Annotated in this window: 16 protein-coding genes; 8 read left to right on the top strand and 8 right to left on the bottom strand. The window is 69.8% G+C overall.

Annotated features, from left to right (window positions below):
- Positions 1–119: 119 nt before the first annotated feature.
- The 3 genes from QBJ89_RS16025 to QBJ89_RS16015 are packed head-to-tail and all read right to left on the bottom strand — an operon-like array spanning position 120 to position 2,501.
- Positions 120–1,289: a glutathionylspermidine synthase family protein gene (locus QBJ89_RS16025; protein WP_277981476.1), complete on the bottom strand. Its 1,170-nt coding sequence runs from the start codon at positions 1,287–1,289 to the stop codon at positions 120–122.
- 14 nt (positions 1,290–1,303) lie between these two features.
- Complete coding sequence (locus QBJ89_RS16020; RefSeq protein WP_223013915.1) at positions 1,304–2,044, bottom strand: PspA/IM30 family protein; 741 nt, start codon at positions 2,042–2,044, stop codon at positions 1,304–1,306.
- 28 nt (positions 2,045–2,072) lie between these two features.
- The gene (locus tag QBJ89_RS16015) at positions 2,073–2,501 is read right to left on the bottom strand and encodes a YjfI family protein (RefSeq protein ID WP_223013913.1); all 429 of its coding nucleotides are present in this window, start codon (positions 2,499–2,501) and stop codon (positions 2,073–2,075) included.
- 87 nt (positions 2,502–2,588) lie between these two features.
- On the opposite strand from QBJ89_RS16015, the gene QBJ89_RS16010 reads away from it, so the two are divergent.
- From QBJ89_RS16010 to QBJ89_RS15985, 6 genes are all read left to right on the top strand, one after another.
- Entirely contained in the window at positions 2,589–3,230 is a 642-nt protein-coding gene (locus tag QBJ89_RS16010; protein ID WP_277981475.1) for a DUF2491 family protein, read from the top strand.
- A gap of 165 nt (positions 3,231–3,395) precedes the next feature.
- Positions 3,396–3,812 (top strand): DUF350 domain-containing protein, encoded by a 417-nt coding sequence (locus QBJ89_RS16005; protein WP_277981474.1) that lies wholly within the window; start codon positions 3,396–3,398, stop codon positions 3,810–3,812.
- 7 nt (positions 3,813–3,819) lie between these two features.
- Complete coding sequence (locus QBJ89_RS16000) at positions 3,820–4,464, top strand: DUF1190 domain-containing protein (RefSeq protein WP_277981473.1); 645 nt, start codon at positions 3,820–3,822, stop codon at positions 4,462–4,464.
- Between the two features lie 75 nt (positions 4,465–4,539).
- Positions 4,540–5,847, top strand: a complete 1,308-nt coding sequence (gene pncB / locus QBJ89_RS15995; RefSeq protein WP_277981482.1) for a nicotinate phosphoribosyltransferase — start codon at positions 4,540–4,542, stop codon at positions 5,845–5,847.
- A 61-nt stretch (positions 5,848–5,908) separates the two neighbouring features.
- The gene (locus QBJ89_RS15990) at positions 5,909–6,688 is read left to right on the top strand and encodes a metallophosphoesterase family protein (RefSeq protein ID WP_277981472.1); all 780 of its coding nucleotides are present in this window, start codon (positions 5,909–5,911) and stop codon (positions 6,686–6,688) included.
- A 266-nt stretch (positions 6,689–6,954) separates the two neighbouring features.
- Positions 6,955–10,302 carry a glycosyltransferase gene (locus QBJ89_RS15985; RefSeq protein ID WP_277981471.1) on the top strand — a complete coding sequence of 1,116 codons (3,348 nt, stop codon included), beginning with the start codon at positions 6,955–6,957 and terminating at the stop codon, positions 10,300–10,302.
- Positions 10,303–10,366: 64 nt separating this feature from the next.
- Here the strand turns inward: QBJ89_RS15985 and QBJ89_RS15980 are convergent, their stop codons facing one another.
- From QBJ89_RS15980 to QBJ89_RS15960, 5 genes are all read right to left on the bottom strand, one after another.
- Positions 10,367–11,545 carry a Gfo/Idh/MocA family protein gene (locus QBJ89_RS15980; RefSeq protein ID WP_277981470.1) on the bottom strand — a complete coding sequence of 393 codons (1,179 nt, stop codon included), beginning with the start codon at positions 11,543–11,545 and terminating at the stop codon, positions 10,367–10,369.
- 27 nt (positions 11,546–11,572) lie between these two features.
- Entirely contained in the window at positions 11,573–12,835 is a 1,263-nt protein-coding gene (locus QBJ89_RS15975) for a Gfo/Idh/MocA family protein (protein WP_277981469.1), read from the bottom strand.
- Positions 12,832–13,956, bottom strand: coding sequence for an FAD:protein FMN transferase (locus QBJ89_RS15970; RefSeq protein WP_277981481.1), 1,125 nt, complete (start codon positions 13,954–13,956; stop codon positions 12,832–12,834). Before QBJ89_RS15970 ends, QBJ89_RS15975 begins: the two co-directional genes overlap by 4 nt.
- 10 nt (positions 13,957–13,966) lie before the next feature.
- Positions 13,967–15,283, bottom strand: coding sequence for a Gfo/Idh/MocA family protein (locus QBJ89_RS15965; protein WP_277981468.1), 1,317 nt, complete (start codon positions 15,281–15,283; stop codon positions 13,967–13,969).
- 156 nt (positions 15,284–15,439) lie between these two features.
- Positions 15,440–16,846, bottom strand: a complete 1,407-nt coding sequence (locus QBJ89_RS15960) for a 3-keto-disaccharide hydrolase (RefSeq protein ID WP_277981467.1) — start codon at positions 16,844–16,846, stop codon at positions 15,440–15,442.
- Between the two features lie 228 nt (positions 16,847–17,074).
- Here QBJ89_RS15960 and QBJ89_RS15955 point away from each other — a divergent pair, with 228 nt between their 5' ends.
- Together QBJ89_RS15955 and QBJ89_RS15950 are read left to right on the top strand one after the other, a co-directional pair.
- Positions 17,075–17,809: a FadR/GntR family transcriptional regulator gene (locus QBJ89_RS15955; protein WP_277981466.1), complete on the top strand. Its 735-nt coding sequence runs from the start codon at positions 17,075–17,077 to the stop codon at positions 17,807–17,809.
- Positions 17,810–18,112: 303 nt separating this feature from the next.
- A complete protein-coding gene (locus QBJ89_RS15950; protein WP_277981465.1) occupies positions 18,113–21,178 on the top strand; it encodes a TonB-dependent receptor in 3,066 nt (1,021 codons plus the stop codon).
- Positions 21,179–21,218: the final 40 nt, after the last annotated feature.

Here is a 21,218-nt window from a genome sequence, read left to right as displayed (position 1 = left end):
CCAACAGGCGGCAGGTTGGACCCTCACACGAGTTCAGCACGACGCGGTGGGAGAGTGGAGCCGCGCAGCCACCCTCGCACCCGCATCCGCCATCCACGCCCGCGGCGCGGCCGACCGCGTTACACGATCGCGTGGGGGACGTAGCGCGCGAGGTCGCGCGTGATCGGGCCGTCATCCTCGCGCATCGACAGCGCCACCGGCTCGTCGCCGACGATCCACGAGCCCACCACCGCGTACTGGCCGTCGAACACCGGCAGCGGCTGATAGGCCTGGACGATATGCCCCTCCTCGCCATAGCCGCCCGCCAGCGGCGCGGCCGCGTCGCCGTCCCCCGCGCCGACCAAGGCGATGTCCCAACCCTCGCGCGAGAACAACGGCTTGCGCACGTGGCGCGGGCAGATCGCGGCGACGCCGGCGGCGTTGTCGGCGAAGGCGGCGGGAAGCAGGTTGGGGTGGCCGCGGTGGCGCTCCCACAGCAGGGGCAGGACGCCCTTGTTCGACAGCAGCGCCTTCCAGGCCGGCTCAAGGAACAAGGTCTTCGTGGTCGGCAGCTGCGCGGCATAGGGCTCGCGCAGCATGTCCTCCCAGGGATAGAGCTTGAACAAAGCGCCGATCAGCAGCGACTCGTCGTCAACGAACGCGCCCTCGGCATCGACCCCAATCTGGTCGATCGCGACGAACTGCGGGTCGAGCCCGGCCTGGCGCGCGACCTCCTCAAGATAGCGTACGGTCTGCCGGTCCTCGATCGAGTCCGCCACGCTGCTGAAATGGACCAGGCTGCGCGGCGTGAACAACGTGGCGAACCGCTCCAGCAGCGCGTCGTGGAGGCGGTTATACTGGTCCGCCTCAGCAGGGAGCGTGCCGTCGGCGACGCGATCCTCCAGCCACTGCCATTGGAACAGCGCGGTCTCGTACAGGCTGGTCGGCGTGTCGGCGTTATATTCGAGCAGCTTGGCCGGGCCGGTGCCGTCGTAGGCGAAGTCGAACCGGCCATAGAGCGACGGCGCCTTCGCGCGCCATGCCGCCGCCACCATGTCGCGCATCTCAGCGGGTATGGCGAGCCGCTGCATCAGTGAGTCGCTCGCCACCACCTCCTCGACCAGGGCGAGGCAGAGCTGGTGCAGCTCGCCCGTGGGCGCCTCGATGCGCTCCTCGATCTCGTCGAGCGAGAAGCGGTAATATGCGCGCTCGTCCCAGTAACGCTGGCCGTCGAGATGGTGGAAGGTGAAGCCCATCGCGCGCGCGGTCTCCTCCCAGCCGGGACGCTCGCCGTTGACGATCCGCTCCACCCGCCGCCGCCCGCTCAGTCGCGCGACGTGTCGCGGCTGCGGTCGTCGAGCCGCAGCGGTGCGCCGCCGTCCTTCGGCGCCGCGAGCCGCGCGAGGATGTCGTCCGCGCTGCTCGAGCCCGGCAGCAGCCCGGCGGCCTGGAGCTTGGCGTCGAGGTCGGCGCCGGTGCGCATGTCCTCCAGCTCGGCCGAGGCGCGGAATTTCTCCTCGCGCACCGCCTGACGCTCCTTGAGGCGCTTGAGGCTGTCCGCCGCCGAGCCGAGCTGCGACGAGGCGCCGCTGGTGTTGGCCGCGATCGCCGCCTGCGCCTGCTGCACGCTCTCGTTGGCGCGCACCACGTCGACCTCGCGGCGGAGCGACTCGATCTTGCCGTCGCCCGACTTGATGATGCCGCGCATCCGGTCCTCGGCGGTGCGCATCTCCTCCACCTGCGGGCGCTTGCCGCCGAGTTCCTGCTCGATCGTGGCGAGCCGCTGCGCCACCTCGCGCGCCAGGTCCATGTCGCCGCGCCCCATCGCCGCGCGCGCCGACGCCTCGTATTTTTCCTGCTGCGCGGCCAGCGCCTCGATGTCCTTCTCGATCAGGCGGCGCTTGGCGGTGAGCGTGGCGAGGTCGTCGCGTGCCTTGGCCTGCGCCGCGCCGGCGTCGCGGATCTGCTGGTCGAGGATCGTCAGCGCGCGCGCGTCGACCACCGACTGCCCCGCCTCGTGCGCGCTGCCGCGTACCAGAGTGACGAACTGCTTCCACATCGACATGACGTATCGGTCCTTGAGGAAATGAGGGTCAGGCGGCGGCGAAGGCGTCGCGCAGGTCGGCCGCGGCGTCCAGCGCGTTCTGCGCCAGCACGCGCAGCTCGATCAGGATCTCGCGCTCGCTCGACTCAATCGAGAGCTCGCCGATCAGCTCGTAATATTCGCGCCCATCCAGCTCGGTGATCGCGAAGTTGGACAGCGGCACCAGCTTCTGCGCCTTCAGCAGGAAGCGGTTGAACTTCTCCGCCTCATGCTGTTCGTCGACCGGCCACAGCAGGGTGGAGACGACGATCTGCTCGCCCGCGCAGCTGACGAACACCGCGAGGTCGCCGTGATCGTGCATCGTTACGCGCAGCACCGGTTCGGCCGACTCGATCCGCTCGACGCTCAGCTCCTCGCGGTGCGCCGCCAGCGCGTCCGCCAGCCGACCGATCGTCCATACCCGCGCCGTGTCGCTCACCGATCGCTGCTCCTGCCGTTGTCGCCTGTTGACACCCCTCGCATTAGCCCGCACCCGTGAGCAAGGAAAGGCGCGACGGGTGACGGCATGATCTTCGGCAGCCTCTTCGGCGGCGCGCGCGACGACGCGGCGCGACCCAGCGTGGCGGTGGTGCGCGACATCACGATCGGGCGGATGGTGCGGCTCGATCCGTTGGCGTGGCGGCGGCTGACCGGCGGCGTGTTCACGCTCGACCGCGACACGCTGGAGATCACCGCGCAGGGGCTGATCAAGCTCGACGACGGCGGCTATGTCCACCGCTTCTACACCGACGACGAGCTGATGCTGCAGGCGGTGAGCCAGCAGGCGGACGGCAGCGACGCCGACGATTTTACGTTGTTCCGGCCGTGGTCGTCGACCTACGCCAGCGGCGGCTGGGACGACGCCGCGTTCCGCGAGCGGATGACCAAGCCCGAGTGGGTTGAGGGTGGCCTGCCGCCGTTCCGCCGCTATTGGTACGAGGGCGACGACCGCGTCCAGCCGCCGGTGCAATTGTGGGAGGCGCTCTATTACGAGCGCGACGGCGCGCCGGTGAAGCAGATCCGCCAGCAATGCATGCTCTACGCGCGCGATCTCGCACCCGAGGGGCAGGAGCTGCTGCTCGCGGTAGCGACCAGCCCAGAAGGCGGGGACACGACGCACGACCTGATGGTCGGGCTGCCGCTGTCGCCGGCGGAGTTCAGCGCGTGAGCGAGGTCGCGCTAAACCCTTTCCCGTCCGTCATGCCCGCGTCCCTTTCGTCATTCCCGCCTTCGCGGGGGTGACGTGGGTGGGACAGTGCGGGGCTAGTCGCCGGCACTTACTCAAGCCATTCCCTCAACCATCCGCCCCGCCACTGACCCGGGAGACGCCATCGTGACGCTCGACCTTCCCGCCTATCTCGCCGGCGTGGGCCATTTCCTGCTCGCCTTCGGGCTGGCCTGCGTGCTGCTCGCGCTGTTCAAGGCGATCTACCAGAAGTCGACGCCGTACGACGAGCGTGCGCTGGTGGCGCAGGGCAATGTCGCCGCTGCGCTCGCCTTCGGTGGCGCGATCATCGGCTTCGCGCTGCCGCTCGCCTCGGCGCTGAGCGAGACCGCCGATCCGGTCGAGTTCGTCGCCTGGGCGGTGCTCGCCGGCGCGATCCAGGTGCTCGCCAGCCTGGTGGTGCGCCGCGTCGTGGTGCGCGACATGGCGCGGCGGCTCGAGGAGGGCAATGTCGCCAGCGGCGTCTATGCCGCAGCCACGTCGATCTCGGTCGGGCTGCTCAACGCCGCCAGCATGACCTATTGAGGTCGCCATGACCGACTCGACCGCCCCGCGCCGCCGCCTGCGCTCCGCCGCCGCGGGTCTCTCCGCCGCGAGCGCGCTGGCGATGCTCTCCGCCTGCGATCCGCAGCCGAGCGACGAGCAGGTCTCGCGCGAGCGCTACGGCGCGCCCACCGAGGTGGCCGCGTTCAACAACGTCGACGAGTGCAAGGCCAGCGGCGCCTTCGCGCAGGTGACGTGCGAGGAGGCCGCGCGCAACGCCGCCGCGGAGGACGGCAAGACCGCACCGCGCTTCGCCGACCGCGACGTGTGCGAGGACCAGTTCGGCTCGGGCAACTGCCTCGTCCGCAACGAGGGCGGGCAAAGCTTCTTCGTGCCGCTGCTGACCGGCTTCATGATCGGGCGGATGCTCAACGGGCCGGGCTATCATTATTCGGGCCTGTACCGCAGCGGGCGCGACCAGCGCTATTATACGCCGGGTGGCGCCTGGCTGTACGGCGGTGGCTTTGGCGGACGCGGCTATGGCTATCAAGTCGGCTCGCGCGCGATCACCGCGCCGGTGACGACGCAGCGCATTCAGACGCGCAGCTCGGTGGTGTCGCGCGGCGGCTTCGGCGGGCGCGTGTCGGCGCGGTCGAGCGGTGGCTGGGGCGGGGGCCGATCGTTCGGGGGATGAGAGCTTCGATCCTCCGTGGCAAGGGGAGGATGGTTGCCTCTTCATCGCCGCGTGCGCACCGCTTATGCCCCCGGCATGACCACCGTTACCGACATCGCCTCGCGGACCTACAATCACAGCTTCCGGCTCGATCCGATCGTTCGCAGCCTGCTCGACACCGACTTCTACAAGCTGCTGATGTTGCAGATGATCCGCCGTCTCCACCCGGAGACGCGCGCGACCTTCGCGCTGATCAACCGCACCAAGACGGTGCGCCTCGCCGAGGTGATCGACGAGGCCGAGCTGCGCGCCCAGCTCGACCATGCGCGTACGGTGCGTTTCGCCAAGAAGGAGCTGATCTGGCTGGCGGGCAACAGCTTCTACGGCGAGGCGCGGATGTTCGCGCCCGACTTCCTCGCCTGGCTCGCCGAGTTCCGCCTACCCGACTATGAGCTGCGTCGCGTCGACGGCCAATATGAGCTGACCTTCGCGGGGCGGTGGTGCGAGACGACGATGTGGGAGATTCCCGCGCTCGCCATCATCAACGAGCTGCGCTCGCGCGCCGCGACGCGCGACCACGACCGGTTCGCGCTCGACGTGCTGTACGCGCGGGGTAAAGCCAAGCTGTGGGACAAGGTCGAGCGGCTGCGCCAGCTGCCCGACCTCGTCATCTCGGACTTCGGCACGCGGCGCCGCCACGGCTTCCTGTGGCAGCGCTGGTGCGTCGAGGCGCTCAAGGAAGGGCTTGGCGAGCGCTTTATCGGCACCTCGAACGTGCTGCTGGCGATGGACGCCGACCTCGAGGCGATCGGGACCAACGCGCACGAGCTGCCGATGGTCGAGGCGGCACTGTCGCGCGACGACGCCAGCCTCGCCGGCGCGCCCTATCGCGTGCTCGAACAGTGGCGCCAGCATTACGGCGGCAATCTGCTGATTGCGCTGCCCGACGCCTATGGCACCGCGGCGTTCCTGCGCGCCGCGCCCGACTGGGTGGCGGACTGGACCGGTTTTCGCCCCGACAGCACGCCGCCGATCGAGGCGGGCGAGCAGATCATCCGCTGGTGGCAGCAGCACGGCCGCGATCCGCGCGGCAAGCTGCTGATCTTCTCGGACGGGATGGACGTCGACTCAATCGAGCGCGTCTACCGCCACTTTCACGGCCGCGTGCGGCTGAGCTTCGGCTGGGGCACCAACCTCACCAACGATTTTCGCGGCTGCGACCCGGACGGCGCGGGCGGGCTCGAGCCGATCTCGCTGGTGTGCAAGGTGACCGAGGCGGACGGCCATCCCGCGGTGAAGCTCAGTGACAACCCCGCCAAGGCGACCGGCACGCCGGCCGAGATCGAGCGCTACCTGCGCGTGTTCGGCGCGGACGGGCGGATCGCGCAACCGGTGCTGGTGTGAGCGGGGCGGGAACCCGGCGCGCGTGCTCGCGTCCTATGCCTCTGACGAACAAGGGCGACGCATGACCAAGCTGTTTCACGTAAGCGACGTCCACTTCGGCGCGGAGGATCCGGAGGCGGTGGCGTGGTTCCGCGACCTTGTCGCTGCGGAGCAGCCAGACGCGGTGATCATGACCGGGGACCTGACGATGCGTGCCACGCCGGGCGAGTTCGAGGCCGGCGGCGCGTGGCTGCGCAGCCTCGGCGTGCCCGTGACGCTCGAGGTCGGCAACCATGACATCCCTTATTATTGGGACCCGATCCGGCGGCTGTTCTCACCTTATTCGCGCTACGCGGCGGTGGAGCGGATGATCGAGAAGCCGCTCGACGTGGCGGGGGTCACCGTCGTGCCGCTGAAGACCACCGCGCGAGCGCAGTGGCGCTGGAACTGGTCCAAGGGCCGGGTGAGCCGCGGCGCGCTCCGCCGCGCGCTGGCGCTCGTGCGGGAGGCGCCCAAGGACCATCTCATCTTCGTCGCCGGGCACCACCCGCTGATCGAGGGCGGAACCAAGGGTACCGCGAAGACCAGGAACGGCGACGCCGCGCTGGAGGCGCTCGCCGAGGCGGGGGTGCATGCGGTGCTGTCGGGGCATGTCCATGACCCGTTCGACGTGCCGTATGAGCGCGGTGGCTGGACGCTGCGGCTGATCGGCGCGGGCACGCTGTCCAAGCGCACGCGCGCGACACCGCCGGCCTTCAACGAGATCCGCGTGTCAGAGGGACGTTTCGAGACGATCGTCCGCACGCTCTCGTCGCAGCCGGAGCGTTCGATCAGCAGCACCGTCGCGGCGGGACGGGGATAGGTGAAGCTTGTCCTCGCTAGGTTCGACCCGCTTCTGACGGAATAAGGCTTGCGGTAGGGCTGACGCGGAAAGACGGACAGCAATACGAAATCGTCTCTCGCGAAAGTAGACGATCTTACGCTGACGGTAGGATTGCCAGACTTGGCGCTACCCGGATTCTGCCTGCCCGCGCTCACCCAATACGGCCAACCCGCGTTCACGCCGCAACCCATTGTTTACCCTAATTCGCTAGGGGCCGCCCCGACCTACCGGGAGCCACAGCGAGCGTGTCCATCTTCTACGATGCCAGCGGGCGACGCGGGCGGCGCGTTCGCGCGACCCTGGCACTCGCGGCGCTGGTGCCGCTCGCCGGGCTGGCGTTGCTGGTCGCGCTGCTGGTGCAGCCGCTCGACCGCGTCGCGCCGCGCTTCGCCGACGCCGACACGACGCCGCACGCGCTGACCCTCGCTCCCGTCGCCGCCGCCACCGGCGCGTGGCTGCCCGCCGCGACCGGCGCGGCGCTGAAGCGCGAGACGATGGGCTTCTACATGCCGTGGGACGCGCCTTCGCGCGCATCGCTCGCGGCGCATCGCGGCGCGCTCGACTGGCTCGTCCCCGGCATCGCTACCGTCACCGGCGCGGACCACCGCCTAACCGTCGAGGACGACGCGACGCTCGCGCCGCTGCTCGCCGCGACGTCGCGCCGGCCGCGGCTGCTGCCGATGGTGCAGAACGCGCGCGCCGATGGTCAGTGGGACGGTGCCGCTACCGCCGCGCTGCTCGCCGACGTCGGCGCGCGCCGCGCCTTCGCCGCACAATTGGAGTCGCTGGTCGCGCAGCAGCGCGGCGCCGGCGTCATGCTCGATCTCGAGAGCCTGCCCGCCGCCGCACACCCCGATTATCTCCGCTTCCTCGGCGAGTTGCGCGCGCGCTTCGCCCCGCGCGGCTGGGTGGTGATGCTCGCAGCGCCGGTCGCCGACCCCGACTGGGACCTCGCCGCCTACGCGCGCGCCGCCGATCGGGTCGTGCTGATGGCCTATGATGAGCATTGGATGGGCGGCGAGGCCGGTCCGATCGCCTCGCAGCCGTGGTTCGCGCGCGTCGTCGCGCAGGCGGTCGCGCGCGCGGGTGCGGACAAGGCGATCGTCGCGATCGGCAGCTACGCTTACGACTGGGCCGGGCGCAGCACCGAGCCGCGCTCCATCACCGACGCCTGGGCGATCGCGCGCCGCGCCGGTACCGCGCCGGCCTTCGACGCCGCCAGCGGCAATAGCCATTTCTCCTACCAACTCGGTGCGGCCAGGCACGACGTGTGGCTGCTCGACGCCGCCAGCGCCGCCAACCAGCTCGCCGCCGTGCGCCGTACCGGCGCCGCGGGCGTGGCGCTTTGGCGGCTTGGCAGCGAGGATCCGGCCGTATGGCCGCTGCTCGCCGGCGGTGCGCTGCCCGCGCGCCAAACGATGCCGGCGGAAGAAACCGTCGCGGTCGAAGGCAAGGGCGAGCTGCTCCGCCTCGCCGCCGTAGCGTCGCCGGGCGAGCGCGGCTTCGTCGCGCGCGATGGGCTGGTCCGCGACGAGCGCTGGGGACGGCTGCCCGGACCCGACGTGGTCGAGCGCACCGGCGCGCGCCGCCGGCTGGTCGCGCTGACCTTCGACGACGGCCCCGACCCGCGCTGGACTCCGCGTCTGCTCGACGTGCTCCGCCGCGAGCGTGCCAACGCCACCTTCTTCGTCACCGGCGCCAACGCGCTGGGGCAGGGGCCGCTGCTGCGCCGCATCGTCGCGGAGGGGAACGAGCTGGGCAACCACTCCACCACCCACGCCGATCTCGGCCGTCGCTCGGAGGCCGACATCGCGCTCGAGCTGCGCGCCACCGAGCGACTGGTGGAGGCCTACACCGGGCGCGCAATGACGCTGTTCCGGCCGCCGTTCCTCGGCGACGCCGACCCGGACCGGCGCGACGAGCTCCACGCCAGCCGAGTCGCGGCACGGCTCGGCTATCTCACCGTCGGTCTCAACGTCGACCCGCTCGACTGGGAGAAGCCGGACGCCGCCACGATCGCGCGTCGCGTGATCGCCGGCGTGGCGGCCGGCACCACGGACCACCCGGCGCAGGTCGTGCTGCTGCATGATTCGGGCGGCGATCGGACCCAGACGCTCGCGGCGCTGCCCGCGATCATCCGCGGGCTGCGCGCGCGGGGCTATGAGCTGGTGCCGGTTTCGACGCTTGCGGGCCTGTCGCGCGAGGAGGTGATGCCGCAACTCGCCGCCAGCACCGGCGTGCGTGCCGCGGGCGCGCGCACGCTGTTCGACGGTGCGGCCTGGCTGCGCGACTCGCTCGGCTGGCTGTTCGCTGTCGCGATCGCGCTCGGCATGGCGCGCTCGCTCTCGCTCACCGCCTTGGCGCTGTGGCGGCGCCGCGACGTCGTGCCCGTGGCGGCGCCGCATCGCGTGCCCGGCTTCGTCTCGGTGCTGATCCCCGCCTTCAACGAGGCGCGCGTGATCGAGTCGTCGGTGCGCCGCATCCTCGCCAGCGAGGGCGTGCGCGTCGAGGTGATCGTGATAGACGACGGCTCGACCGACGGCACGTCCGCGGTGGTGCGCGCCGCCTTCGCGATCGACCCGCGCGTGCGGCTGCTGACGCTGACCAACGGCGGCAAAGCACGCGCGCTCAACACCGCGCTGGCGCAGGCGCGCGGCGACGTGGTGATCGCGCTCGACGCCGACACCCAGTTCGAAGCCGATACCGTTGCCAAGCTCACCCGCTGGTTCGGCGATCCCGCGATCGGCGCGGTGGCGGGTTGCGCCAAGGTCGGCAATCGCGTCAACCTGATCACGCGCTGGCAGGCGCTGGAATATGTCACCGCGCAGCAGCTGGAGCGGCGCGCGCTCGCCGCGCTCGGCGCGGTGACGGTGGTGCCGGGCGCGGTCGGGGCGTGGCGCCGCGTCGCGCTCGACCAGGTCGGCGGCTATCCCGAGGACACGCTGGCCGAGGACCAGGATCTGACCATCATGGTGCAGCGCGCCGGCTGGCGCGTCGCCTGCGACAATGACGCGGTGGCCTGGACCGAGGCACCCGAGACGGTGCGCGCTCTGTTCAAGCAGCGCTTCCGCTGGGCGTTCGGGACGCTCCAGTGTCTGTGGAAGCATCGCGCGCTGATCGGGCGCGGGCGACCGCGCGGGCTTGCCTGGATCGGTCTGCCGCAGGCGCTGCTGTTCCAGTTCGGCTTCACCTTGGTGGCGCCGCTGATCGACCTCGGGCTGGTCGCCGGCGTCGGTGGCACCGCGTGGCGGATCTATGACCGCGGCTGGGACGCGGCGGGAGGCGATGCGACCACGGTAGCGGCCTTCTGGCTCGCCTTCACCGCGGTTGACCTCGCCTGCGGCTGGATCGCCTTCCGGCTCGACCGCCGCGAATCACGCTTCCCCGCGCTGCGGCTGCTGCTGCAACGCTTCGGCTATCGCCAGATCCTCTACGCGGTGGTGCTGCGCGCCGCTTATGCCGCGCTGACCGGACCGAAGGTGAGCTGGGGCAAGCTGGAACGCACCGGCAGCGTCGACGCGGGTGTGGTGCCGGTGGAGACGCCGGTGGGTGTGGCGCCGGCGGAGGCTGCGGTGCTGCCGAAGGCGGCGTGAGGAGGAGAGACTAGATCCTCCCGGGTACGGAGAGGAATAGGTTCACAACCGCTAGCGCCCCCGCTCAGCCGCCCTGCACCGGCGGGCGCGCGCCCGAGAGCGTGCGCGCCTTGTCCTGCGCGCTCAGCACCAGCTCGGCGGCGAGCAGCGCCTGCGCCTGGTTCTGCGCCACCTCGGTGCGCTCGACCACGTCGGTGACGAACTGCGGCCCGAACGGCAGCGGCACCTTGCTGCAGTCCATGTAGCGGGTGCCCTTCTTGTCCGCGAGGAACAGGTGGTTGCCTCCGGGCCGTCCCTCGATGTCGACATATTTGCGCAGCTCGATATAGCCCTCGGTGCCGAGGATGAAGACGCGGCCGTCGCCCCAGGTCGGCAGCCCGTCCGGGGTGTACCAGTCGACCCGGACATAGCCCGCGCCGCCGTTGCCCGTCAGCATCATGTCGCCGAAGTCCTGGAACTTCGGATGCTGCGGCGTGGCGAAATTGCCGACCTGCGACGCCACCACCGAGGCCTCGGTCGAGCCGGTGTAGAACACGAACTGATCGGCCTGATGGCTGCCGATATCGGTGAGGATCCCGCCGTAATACTTCACGTCCCAGAACCAATCGGGGCGAGTCGGCGCGCTGACGCGGTGCGGCGCGATGTTGATCGTCTGCACCACCCGCCCGATCGCGCCGGCATGGACCAGCTCGCCCGCCTTGACCGCGGCGCGTACCTCGAGCCGCTCCGAATACATGATCGCGAACTTGCGCTTGGTCTGCGCGATCGTGCGGCGCACCTCGGCGAGCTGGTCCAGGCTGGTGATGCCGGGCTTGTCCGACAGGAAGTCCTTGCCCGCGCGCATCACGCGGACGCCGAGCGGCGCGCGCAGATCGGGGATGGAGGCACTGGCGACGACCTGGATCGTTTTGTCGGCGAGGATCTCCTCCTCGGTGCGCGCCACCTTCACGTCGCCGTAGCGCTTGCGGAAGGGGATGAGCTGCTTGGGGTCGCCCGCGTGCACCGCCACCAGCGTGCCGCCGCCGCGGATCAGCGCGTCGGTGATGGCGAAGATGTGCGAGTGGTCGAGCCCGATCACCGCGAAGCGCAGGCGGTTCTTGGCGCTGGGGTCGGGGCCGGTCGGCGCGCCCTCGGCGGAGACGCCGTTGCCCGCCGCGGTTGACTGCGCGCCCGACGCACTGGCGATCCCCGCGCCGACGAGCCCGGCACCGGCGAGCAGGAGACGGCGATCGATCATGTCCATGGCAACAGGTCCTCAGGAGAAGAAAGGTCAGACGGTGACGAGGTCGGTTGGCCAGTCGAGCGCGCGGCCGGTGTCGATCGCCTGCTCGCCGAGCAGCGAGGCGACGCTGGCGTAATAGGCCTGGGCGAGCAGCCCGGGTACTTCCTTGCCGCTGCGCACCGCCTCGCCGAAGCCTTCGAACTGGAGCATCGTCTCGTCATACTCGCCCCAGCCGAGCGAATCGCCCGGTGTGGTGACGGGCAGCTCGGGGAACCAGGTTGCGCCGCCGATCGGCACGGTGTTCTTGCGCCCGGCCTGGACGTCCTTGCGCATCTTGGCGAGCGCGGGGACGGCGGCGGGCTGGACTTCCTGATAGATACGGCCGAGCTCGGGCTCGATCGTGCCCTTGCTGCCCTGGATCTGCTCCTCGCAGCCGTAGCGCGCGTTGTTGAGCATCGAGGTGTAGATCACCTTCCGCCCCTCGGAATAATCAAAGATCAGCGCGACCTGATCATAGACCTCGCGCCCGTCCTTCCAGAAGCAGATGCTGCCCGAGCCCATCACGCGCGTCGGCAGCCCGTCCATGAACCAATTGGCGACCTGGAGCTGGTGCGTCGCCAGCTCGGTCATCAGCCCGGCCGAGCGCGCGCGGTACAACCGCCAGTTGATCTCGCGCTCCTGCCCGCCCGCCGGCACGTCGCGGCGCCAGCTGCGATTGCGGTGCCAGCTCGCGCGGATCTGCGTGATCGTGCCGATCTCGCCCGACTTGGCGCGCTTCAGCGCGTTGAGATAGGTCGGGTTGAACAGGCGCTGGTGGCCGATCTGGAGCACCTTGCCGCGCTGGCGTGCGCGCGTGACCATCGCCCCGCAATCGGCGATCGTGCGCGCCATCGCCTTCTCGCAGAACACCGGATAGCCCGCGTCGAGCGCCTCGATCGTGAGCCGCGCGTGGAGGTCGAGCGGCGTGGCGATCACCACCGCGTCGATCCCCTTGGCGTCGAGCAGCGCGCGGTGATCGGTGAAGACGGGCGTGCTCGCGGGCACCAGCGCGCGCGCCTTGGCCATGTGCGGCGCGAACGGGTCGCACAGAGCGGCGACGGTGCAGTTGCGCGTCTTGTTGATGTTCTGGATCAGCGCGCGGCCGCGGTCGCCGGTGCCGATCACGCCGAGCCGCACGCGCGGGCCGCTCGCCGGCTCGGCCGCGGCGAGCGCGGTCCAGGGGGCGGCGACGCTCATCCCGACACTTGCCGAGGCGACCAGCACGCGATCGAGGAAGGAGCGGCGCGAGAGCGCGAAATCGTCGTCGGTCATGCGGTGAGTTCCATCGGTCGGTCGGCGCGCGTCGGCGCGTCATGGGAGAAGAGGAAGCGACGATCGGGCGCCGCGGCGCGGAGGCGGTCGGCGGCGGATGCATCGGCGACGAGGAGCGCGGTGCTGAGCGCTTCGGCCTCGGCGCCGGTTGCCGCGACGGCGACGGCGGTCGCGCGGCGGGTGACGATCGCGCCGTCGATGGGGCGGATCATCGCGACGCGGCCTGGCTTCGCCGCGCCGGCGCCGACGGTGGACGAGACCGAGAGCGAGGCGTCGGTGAGCTCGAGCTCGCTCAGCCACATGCCGTCGATCTCCGGATGCGGGATCGCGAGCGGCCATGCGCCGCCAAGCGGGTGCTCGCCGATCACCGCGATCGAGCTCTCGCCGGCGGAGAGGAAGGCCGAGATGACGCCTGCGCTGCGGAGGGCAGCGACGGCGCGGTCGAGCGCGTAGCCCTTGCCGAAGCCGCCGAAGTCGAGCGCGAGCGGGTGCGCGGCGGCGACGCGGCGGGTGGCCCGGTCGATCGTGAGGGCGGACCAGCGGGAGAGGGGGGAGACGTCGTTGGCCTCGAGCGCGCTTGTGCCCCGGCGAAGGCCGGGGCCCTGTCGGGAAGGCGGTAGTGATGACGACGCGACGACGGCCACGCCGCCACGGGAGACACACTGGAGGGAGATCGTCTCTTCCCCCTCCCGCTCCGCCCCGACGGACGCCGGGGTCCAGGTGGGGGACATCTCGCAAGAGCCACCAAGGCTTTCCCAACTGGGCCCCGGCGTTCGCCGGGGAACAGCGTCGGGCGAGAGGGTGTGCTCGTCGCACGACCCGCGGAGCAGCTCCGGCCCGCCCCCCACACATGGATCGAACAGCCCGTCCGTCGCGCCCCACATCGCGTCCACCGCCAGCAGCGCCTCCCACAGCAGCGGATCCGCCACCACCGCCTCGCCCCCGCGCGCCAGCATCCGGTTGAGCGCCACCGCGGGCGACTCGCGCCGCACCGTCAGCGCGTCCTCCACCGCTTCCACCGCGGCGCGCGCGGCGGCGAGCGCATCGGGAGCATCGCGGCCGAACAGGTGCAGCTCGACCCGCGTGCCCATCGCGGCGAACCGCGCGACGCTCGCCTCCATCTCGTTCACCTCAGGCGCGAACCTCCCAGCCGGGCTCATAGTCGACCGACCAGAGCTTCTGCGCCGCCGCCTCGTTGGGCTTGCCGGTCGCCGGGTCGACGGTGATCGCCCCGCCGGTGCGATAGGCCATGTTGCCGAGGTGGCACAATGTCGTGCTGATGTGCCCCTCCTGAATCGGCGAATGGAGCGCCTTCTCCTGCCCGCGCACCACGGCGAGGAAATTGGCGGCGTGAAGCACGTCGAGCGCGCCCTCACCGACCGTGCCGGTGGTCTCGGACGAGGCCGCCGCCTTGACTTCGCGCACCTGCTTGCCGGCGAGGTCGTACAGCTCGAAGCCGTTGCGATCGACCACCGCCGAGCCCTTGGTGCCGAGCAGCAACGTCCCGCGACCGCGACCGTAGCGCAGCATGCCGTTGCAGCTCTCGCCGTCCCAGCGGATCACGCGGCCGTCGTCATAGCCGAGCGTCAGCGCGAGCGTGTCGTACATCTCCCAGTCGTCGCCGCGGAAGAAGCGCCGGTCGCCGCGCGCGCTCACCGTCTTGGGGTAGGTGACGCCCATCAGCCAGCGCGCGATGTCCAGCTCGTGCAGCGCGTTGTTGCAGATCTCGCCGGTGCCGTACTTCCAGAACCAATGCCAGTTATAGTGGACCAGGTTGGAGCGATACGGCCCGCGTGGGCGCGGCCCCTGCCACATGTTCCAGTCGAGGTTGGGCGGCGGCGCGATCTCCTCGCCCTTGCCGATCGACTTGCGGTTGTTGGCGTACCAGGTCTGCGCCTCGTAGACGTCGCCCAGCTCGCCGGCGCGGATCAGGTCGAGCAGCTGGCGCGTCTCGATGCTGGAGCGCTGCTGGTTGCCGACCTGGAGCACGCGCCCGGTGCGCTGCTGGGTGGCGATCAGCGCCTCGCCCTCGGCCGGCGCGATGCCGACCGGCTTCTCGATATAGACGTTGCGCCCCGCGTCCATGCCGTCGATCGCGACCTTGGCATGCCAGTGATCCGGCGTCGCGACGGTGACGACGTCGACGGTCTTGCGGTCGAGCAGCCTGCGATAGTCGCCGACCGTCTTCACCTTGGTGCCGGACCGTTCGGCGAACTCGGCGGCACGCTTGGCCAGCACGGTCGAGTCGACGTCGGCGAAATGCGTCACCTGGACGTTGGGCTGCTTCGAGAAGGCGCTCATATGCGCCTGGCCGCGCCCGTTGACGCCGACGATGCCGACGCGGATGCGGTCGTTGGCGCCCTTGATCTGCGCGTAGCTCTTGGCGGTGAACGCCATTGCGCCGATCGTCGCGGCGCCGCCCTTGATCATCGTTCGACGGTCGAACATCGTGGTGCCTCCCCTGGGGTGTTTGTTATCTATGCTTTTCTTGTTCCCCGGCGAAGGCCGGGGCGCAGTTGCGAGGGCCCGGGTGAGACTCGCCGTCGTCCCCCAACCGGGACCCGGCCTGCGCCGGGGAGCGTTTTAGAGAACGCCCCACGCAAATCAGAACTTCCGCAATTTGATCGAGCGGAAGTCGACCTTGTCGCCGTGATCCTGCAGCAGGATGGCGCCGTCGGCGGTCTCGCCGAAGCCCGCCGCCTGCGCGAACTTGCTCTGCGCGATCAGCGCCTTCAGCTCGGCCGAGCCGCGCTCATAGTCCACCACCTTGAAGCCGTTGAGCCAATGCTCGACATGGTTGCCGCGCACCACCACGGTGGCGCGGTTCCACTCGCCCGGCGGGTTGGCGCGCTTGCCCGGGCTGTCCGGGTCCGAGAGGTTGCGCGCCGGGATCAGGTCGTACAGCGAGGCCAGCGTGCGGTTGCCGTCGCGGCCCATCTTGGCGTCGGGGTGGCGCGCGTCGTCGAGCAGCTGATATTCGAAGCCCACGCTCGACACGCCGCCGTTCGGCCCCGGCGGCAGCAGATATTTGATCCCGCTGTTCGCGCCCTCGGAGAGGCGGAAATCGACCGACAGCTCGAAATCCTTGTAGGTCGCCGCGGTGGCGATGTCGCCGCCGCGCGCCGCCTCGGTCGCGCTCTTCTCGACCGACAGCACGCCGTTCGCGATCGTCCAGCCATGCGAGGGAAAGCCGCCGCCCTTGGCCGCGCGCCAGCCCTTGCCGGTGCGACCGTCCCACAGCAGCGTCCAGCCGGCGCGGCGCTCGGCCGCGGTGAGCGCGTTCGACTGCCACCCCTGCTGCTCGAGCCGGTTCTCGGGCATGGCGTACCGCTTCGGGTCCTGCGTGATGATGCGCAGGCCCTTGAAGCGGACCTCCGGACCCTTGGCGGCGACCGCGTCGGGCAGCGCGTGGACCTGGAAAGCCAAGAAGCCGCGCGCGTCAGTGTCGTCGACGATGTCGGCGGCGGGCACGCCGTTGATGAAGGTACGCAGCCGGTTGCCGATCGCCTCGACGCGATAGTGATTCCAGTCGCCCGAGCGGAAGGATTTGCGCGCCGCCTCGTTGCGCCCCAGCGTGTACAGCCACTGACGGCGCTGCTCGTCGTACAGGCCCGCGCTCCACGCGCGCGACGAGGGATCGATCTCGGCCTGATAGCCGAACACGACGCCGTTGCGGTAATCGGGGCGGCTCTGCCCGCGGATCATCATCCCCGAGTTGAGCGTGGGATCGGTCTTGGCGTCAAACTCGACGATGAAGTCGCCGTAGAGCCGGTCCGAGACGAGCCAGCTGTTGCCCTTGCCGATCACCGCCCGGCCGACGAGTTCGTCGCCGACCACCTCATAGGCGGCGTTGCCGCCGGTGCGGTGCCAGCCGGCGAGGCCGGGCTTGGGCATCAGGTCCTGCCACGGCGCGGCGGCGCTGCGCGTCGGCGCCGCCTGGGCTGCCGCGACGGCGGGGAGGGTGGCCGACGACCATGCCGTCAGCGCCAGCAACGCGAATGTGCGAACCACCGTCTCTCCCCTCGATCATGGCGCGGGTGTCCACTCGCCGGGCATACCGGAGGCGGCACTCTCGGCGCTAGGCGTAGAACGTGGTCGGGCCACATGCAAGGCCAGTGTCAGACATTTTACCACGCCGTCGCGCCCGGAAAGGCTTGACGTGCCGGCCCGGCAGGGCGAGGAACATGGGGCTAGAGGGCGGCGGAACGGGCGCGTCGCGACGCTGAGGAGCTGACGCGCGTGGCCGAGCATGGCGGCAAATTATACCGCAGGATCGTGCAGTCGATCGTCGCCGACATCGCCGCGGGCGTCTATCCCGTCGGCGCGCGGCTGCCGGCCGAGCGCGACCTGACCGAGCGGTTCGGCGTGAGCCGGCCAACGATCCGCGAGGCGATGATCGCGCTGGAGATGCAGGGGCTGGTCGAGGCGCGCAAGGGTTCGGGCGTGTTCGTCCTTGCCGCCGCGACGCCGCACGTCGAACAGGAGCTCGACATCGGCGCGTTCGAGATCACTGAGGCGCGGCGCCTGCTCGAGGGCGAGGTGGCGGCGGTGGCGGCGACCGAGATCGACGCGGAGCAACTCGCCGAGCTGCGCGGCCTGCTGGGGGACATGGCGCGCGACGAGGTCGCCGAGGACGCCGATCGCCGCTTCCACATCGCCATCGCCGAGGCGACGGGCAACGCCGTTATCATTTCGGCTGTGACCGATTTCTGGGACATGCGCTTCCGCTCGCCGTTGGCGCGCGAGGTGCTGCTGAAGGCGGGGAGCCTCGGCACCGAAAGCCGGCTCGCCGAGCACGGCCGCATCCTCGCCGCGTTGGAGGCGCGCTCGCCGATCGATGCGCGCAATGCCATGCGCGACCATCTCAGCCGCGTGATCGACTATCTGCTCGACGTCACCGAAACCGAGGCGGTGGAGCGCGCGCGCAAGGAGACCGACCAGCGCCGTCGTGCGCTGGCAAGGCGGACGGTGTAGAGCGACTAAGCTGCTCCCCGGCACGGGGAGGGGAACCGCCGCGCGCCAGGGTGGTGGAGGAGGGGGCTTCCGCGAGCGCTGCGCTGCGTGGAGAGCCCCCTCCACCATGCATCGCATGGTCCCCTTCCCGCAGGTGGGGAGGATTGCTCACGATTTCCTACAATCTGGTCAGGCCAGTTGCCAGACAGCTTCGCAGCTGTTAGCTCTCCCTCATCGACCGCATGCCGCACAGACGGCGGCGGCACCACCGGCGCACAGCGAGCCTGAGACGAGCGTGCGCATATTGGGAGAGGGGATGTGGGCATGCACCATCGCCACAAATGCGCTCTGTTCGTGTCGTCGAGCGCGCTCGCCGCGTTGATTGCGGGCGCCGCGGCCGCGCAGACCGCGCCGCAGGACCAGCCGTCACCCTCCGCCACCGGCGACGTCGTCTCCGCCGGCGCCCCCGCCGCGCCGCCCGCGACCGACGCGCAGGGCACGCAATCGCCGGTACAGGAAGGCGGCGAGGCGCAGATCAACGATATCGTCGTCACCGGCTTCCGCGCCTCGCTCAACAGCGCGCTCAATCAGAAGCGCGCCGAAACCGCGGCGGTCGACAGCATCGTCGCCGAGGATATCGGCAAGTTCCCCGATTCCAACCTCGCCGAATCGATGCAGCGCATTCCCGGCGTGGCGCTGTCGCGCGGCGACGGCGGCGAGGGGCGCAACATCTCGGTGCGCGGTCTCGGCGCGCAGTTCACGCGCGTCCGCATCAACGGCATGGAGGGCGTGTCGCAGGTCAGCGGCAGCGACATCCGCGGCGGCGTCGCCACCGGCCGCTCGTTCGACTTCGTCACCTTCCCGACCGAGATCTTCTCGGCGCTGTCGGTGCGCAAGACCACCTCGGCCGACGTTGAGGAGGGCTCGCTCGGCGCAACCGTCGATCTGCGGGCGCCCAAGCCGTTCGACCAGAAGAAGTCGTTCGTCTTCTCCGGTACCGCACGCGGGATCTACAACGACATCAAGAAGGACGTCGACCCGCGCCTGTCAGCGCTCGTCTCCAAGCAGTTCGGCGATACGTTCGGCGTGCTCGCCAGCGTCGCCTATTCAAAGCGCCGCATCGACGAATATGCCTATTCGGCGGTCGATGTCGTGCCGACCACGGTCTACGGCCTCGCTCAGCCGAACGGCAGCGCCAATGCGGGCGTGATCTTCCCCTTCTGCACGCCCGTCGGCTACACCTATAACGGCGGCGCGGTGACCAGCCCCGGCGTCGGCTATACGCAGCCGAGCGGCGCCTCGATCGGTTCGGACGCCAACAATTGCAGCACCAACAACCCGCGCACCGGCACCCAGGCGGCCTATGACTACATCATGAGCCGCACCGGCGTGAACGGGCGGCCGGGCGGCGGCGTCTATCTACCGCGCCTGCCGCGCCCGGTGCGCAGCAGCCAGGATCAGCAGCGCATCGCGGGATCGCTGACCTTCCAGTGGAAGCCGAGCGACAACACCGACATCTCGCTTGACGGGCTCTACTCGCGCTTCAAGGTCGACCGGCTCGACACCTATTTCGACGCGCGTTCGTTCGGCCGCGCGATCTCGAACAACGGCCAGCCGCTCACCTCGGTGCGCGAGATCGAGGTCGACGACAACGGCTCGCTGGTCCACGGCCTGTTCGACGGCGTCGACCTGCGCTCCGAGATGCAGAGCGAGCGCTTCACGTCCGAGTATAAGCAGGCCAACTTCAATTTCGACCATCGCTTCTCGGACAGCTTCCGGGTGTTCGGCCTGGCCGGCATCAACGAGTCGCGGCTCGACGTAAATCGCTTGCAGGTGGCGATCGATTCGAACGACTCGCGCAACTGGTCGATCGACTTCCGCGACAATCCCGACATCCCCAAGATCGGCTACGGCATCGAAACGACCGATCCGACCTTGTTCCAATACGGTCCGCCACTCGCCAACGGCGACCAGCGCGGCCAGCTCTCCAACTTTATCCGCCGCAACACGATCGTCAGCAAGACCTTCGAGCTTAACGGCGACTGGAAGCCGGCGCAGGGCTTCACCATCCAGTTCGGCGGCCAGTACCGCACCAACAAATACACCGCGCGCGAGCGCCAGCTCGCCACCAACAGTCCGTTGGCCTTGCCCGCCGGCGTCTCGCTGGCGGACATCACCTTCACGACCACGGGGATCGGCAAGAACCTCGACGGCCAGCTGCAGGACTTCGTCTCGGTCGACCCGGACAAGTTCCGCGACGCGGTCGGGCTCGACAGCTACGTCTATTGCAGCATCGAGTGCGCCAAGGGCACCTACGGCGGCGTCGAGGAGAAGTACAAGTCGGGCTACGCCATGGTGAAGTTCGACACGCAGGACATCCTGCCGGTGACGTTGCGCGGCGACGCGGGCGTGCGCTACGTCCACACCAGCCTCGACACCTATGGCCCGATCACCACCGCCGCGCCGGCGGGGTCGACCTACCCGTCGCGCTACGTCATTTCCGAGGTGAGCCGTTCCTACGAGGACTGGCTGCCGTCGATGAACCTCGCGCTGGACGTTACGCCCGACCTGATCGCGCGCCTCTCGGCGGCGCGCGTGATGTCGCGCCCCGCTTACGGCCAGCTGATCCCCTCGGGCTCGGCCAATCTGGTGATCCAGACCGCCTCGTTCAGCAACCCGTTCCTCGAACCGATCCGCGCCAACACGTTCGACGCCGCGCTGGAATGGTATTTCCGCCCCGGCTCGCTGCTGTCGGTGGCGTATTTCTACAAGAACATCGAGACCTACATCCAGACGACCAGCGCCAGCGTCGCCTTCCAGGACATCGGCCTGCCGCTCTCGCTGCTCAACGGCACGCAGCTGCGCCCGGGCGATCAGTTCACCGTCCAGCGCAGCAACAACACCCCGGGTGGTCCGCTGCGCGGCTTCGAGGCGAACGTGCAACTGCCCTTCACCTTCCTGCCGGGCTTCCTCAAGAACTTCGGCGCATTGGGCAATTTCACGCGGGTGCGGTCGAACATCAACTACATCATCTCGCCGACGCTCTCGCGCACCGCGCCGTTGGTCGGTCTGTCGCCCGAGACCGCGAGCGGGACGCTTTACTATGAGGACAGCCGCTTCAGTATCCGCTCGACAGTGAACTATCGCGCCTCGTTCCTCACCGCGGTCCCGAGCGGCTCGGTCGACGCGGACTCGACCTCGAACGCCAGTTCGATCTTCGTCGACGCCTCGGCGTCGTACAACCTGACCGAAAACGTCAAGCTGATCGCGGAGGTGCAGAACATCACCAACGAGACCAACCGGCTTACCGTCGACACTCAGCGCAAGGACCCGCTCTACACCGCGTATTTCGGTCGCACCTTTGCGCTGGCGGTGAATTTCGTGTTCTGAGCCGCGGATGATGTTTCGGGGCGACAGCGGGGACGGGCGG

Source organism: Sphingomonas phyllosphaerae, assembly GCF_029623345.1.
GTDB lineage: Bacteria > Pseudomonadota > Alphaproteobacteria > Sphingomonadales > Sphingomonadaceae > Sphingomonas > Sphingomonas phyllosphaerae_C.
The sequence above is the reverse complement of the archived record's forward strand: the minus strand, read 5'-3'. Positions and strand labels throughout refer to the sequence as shown.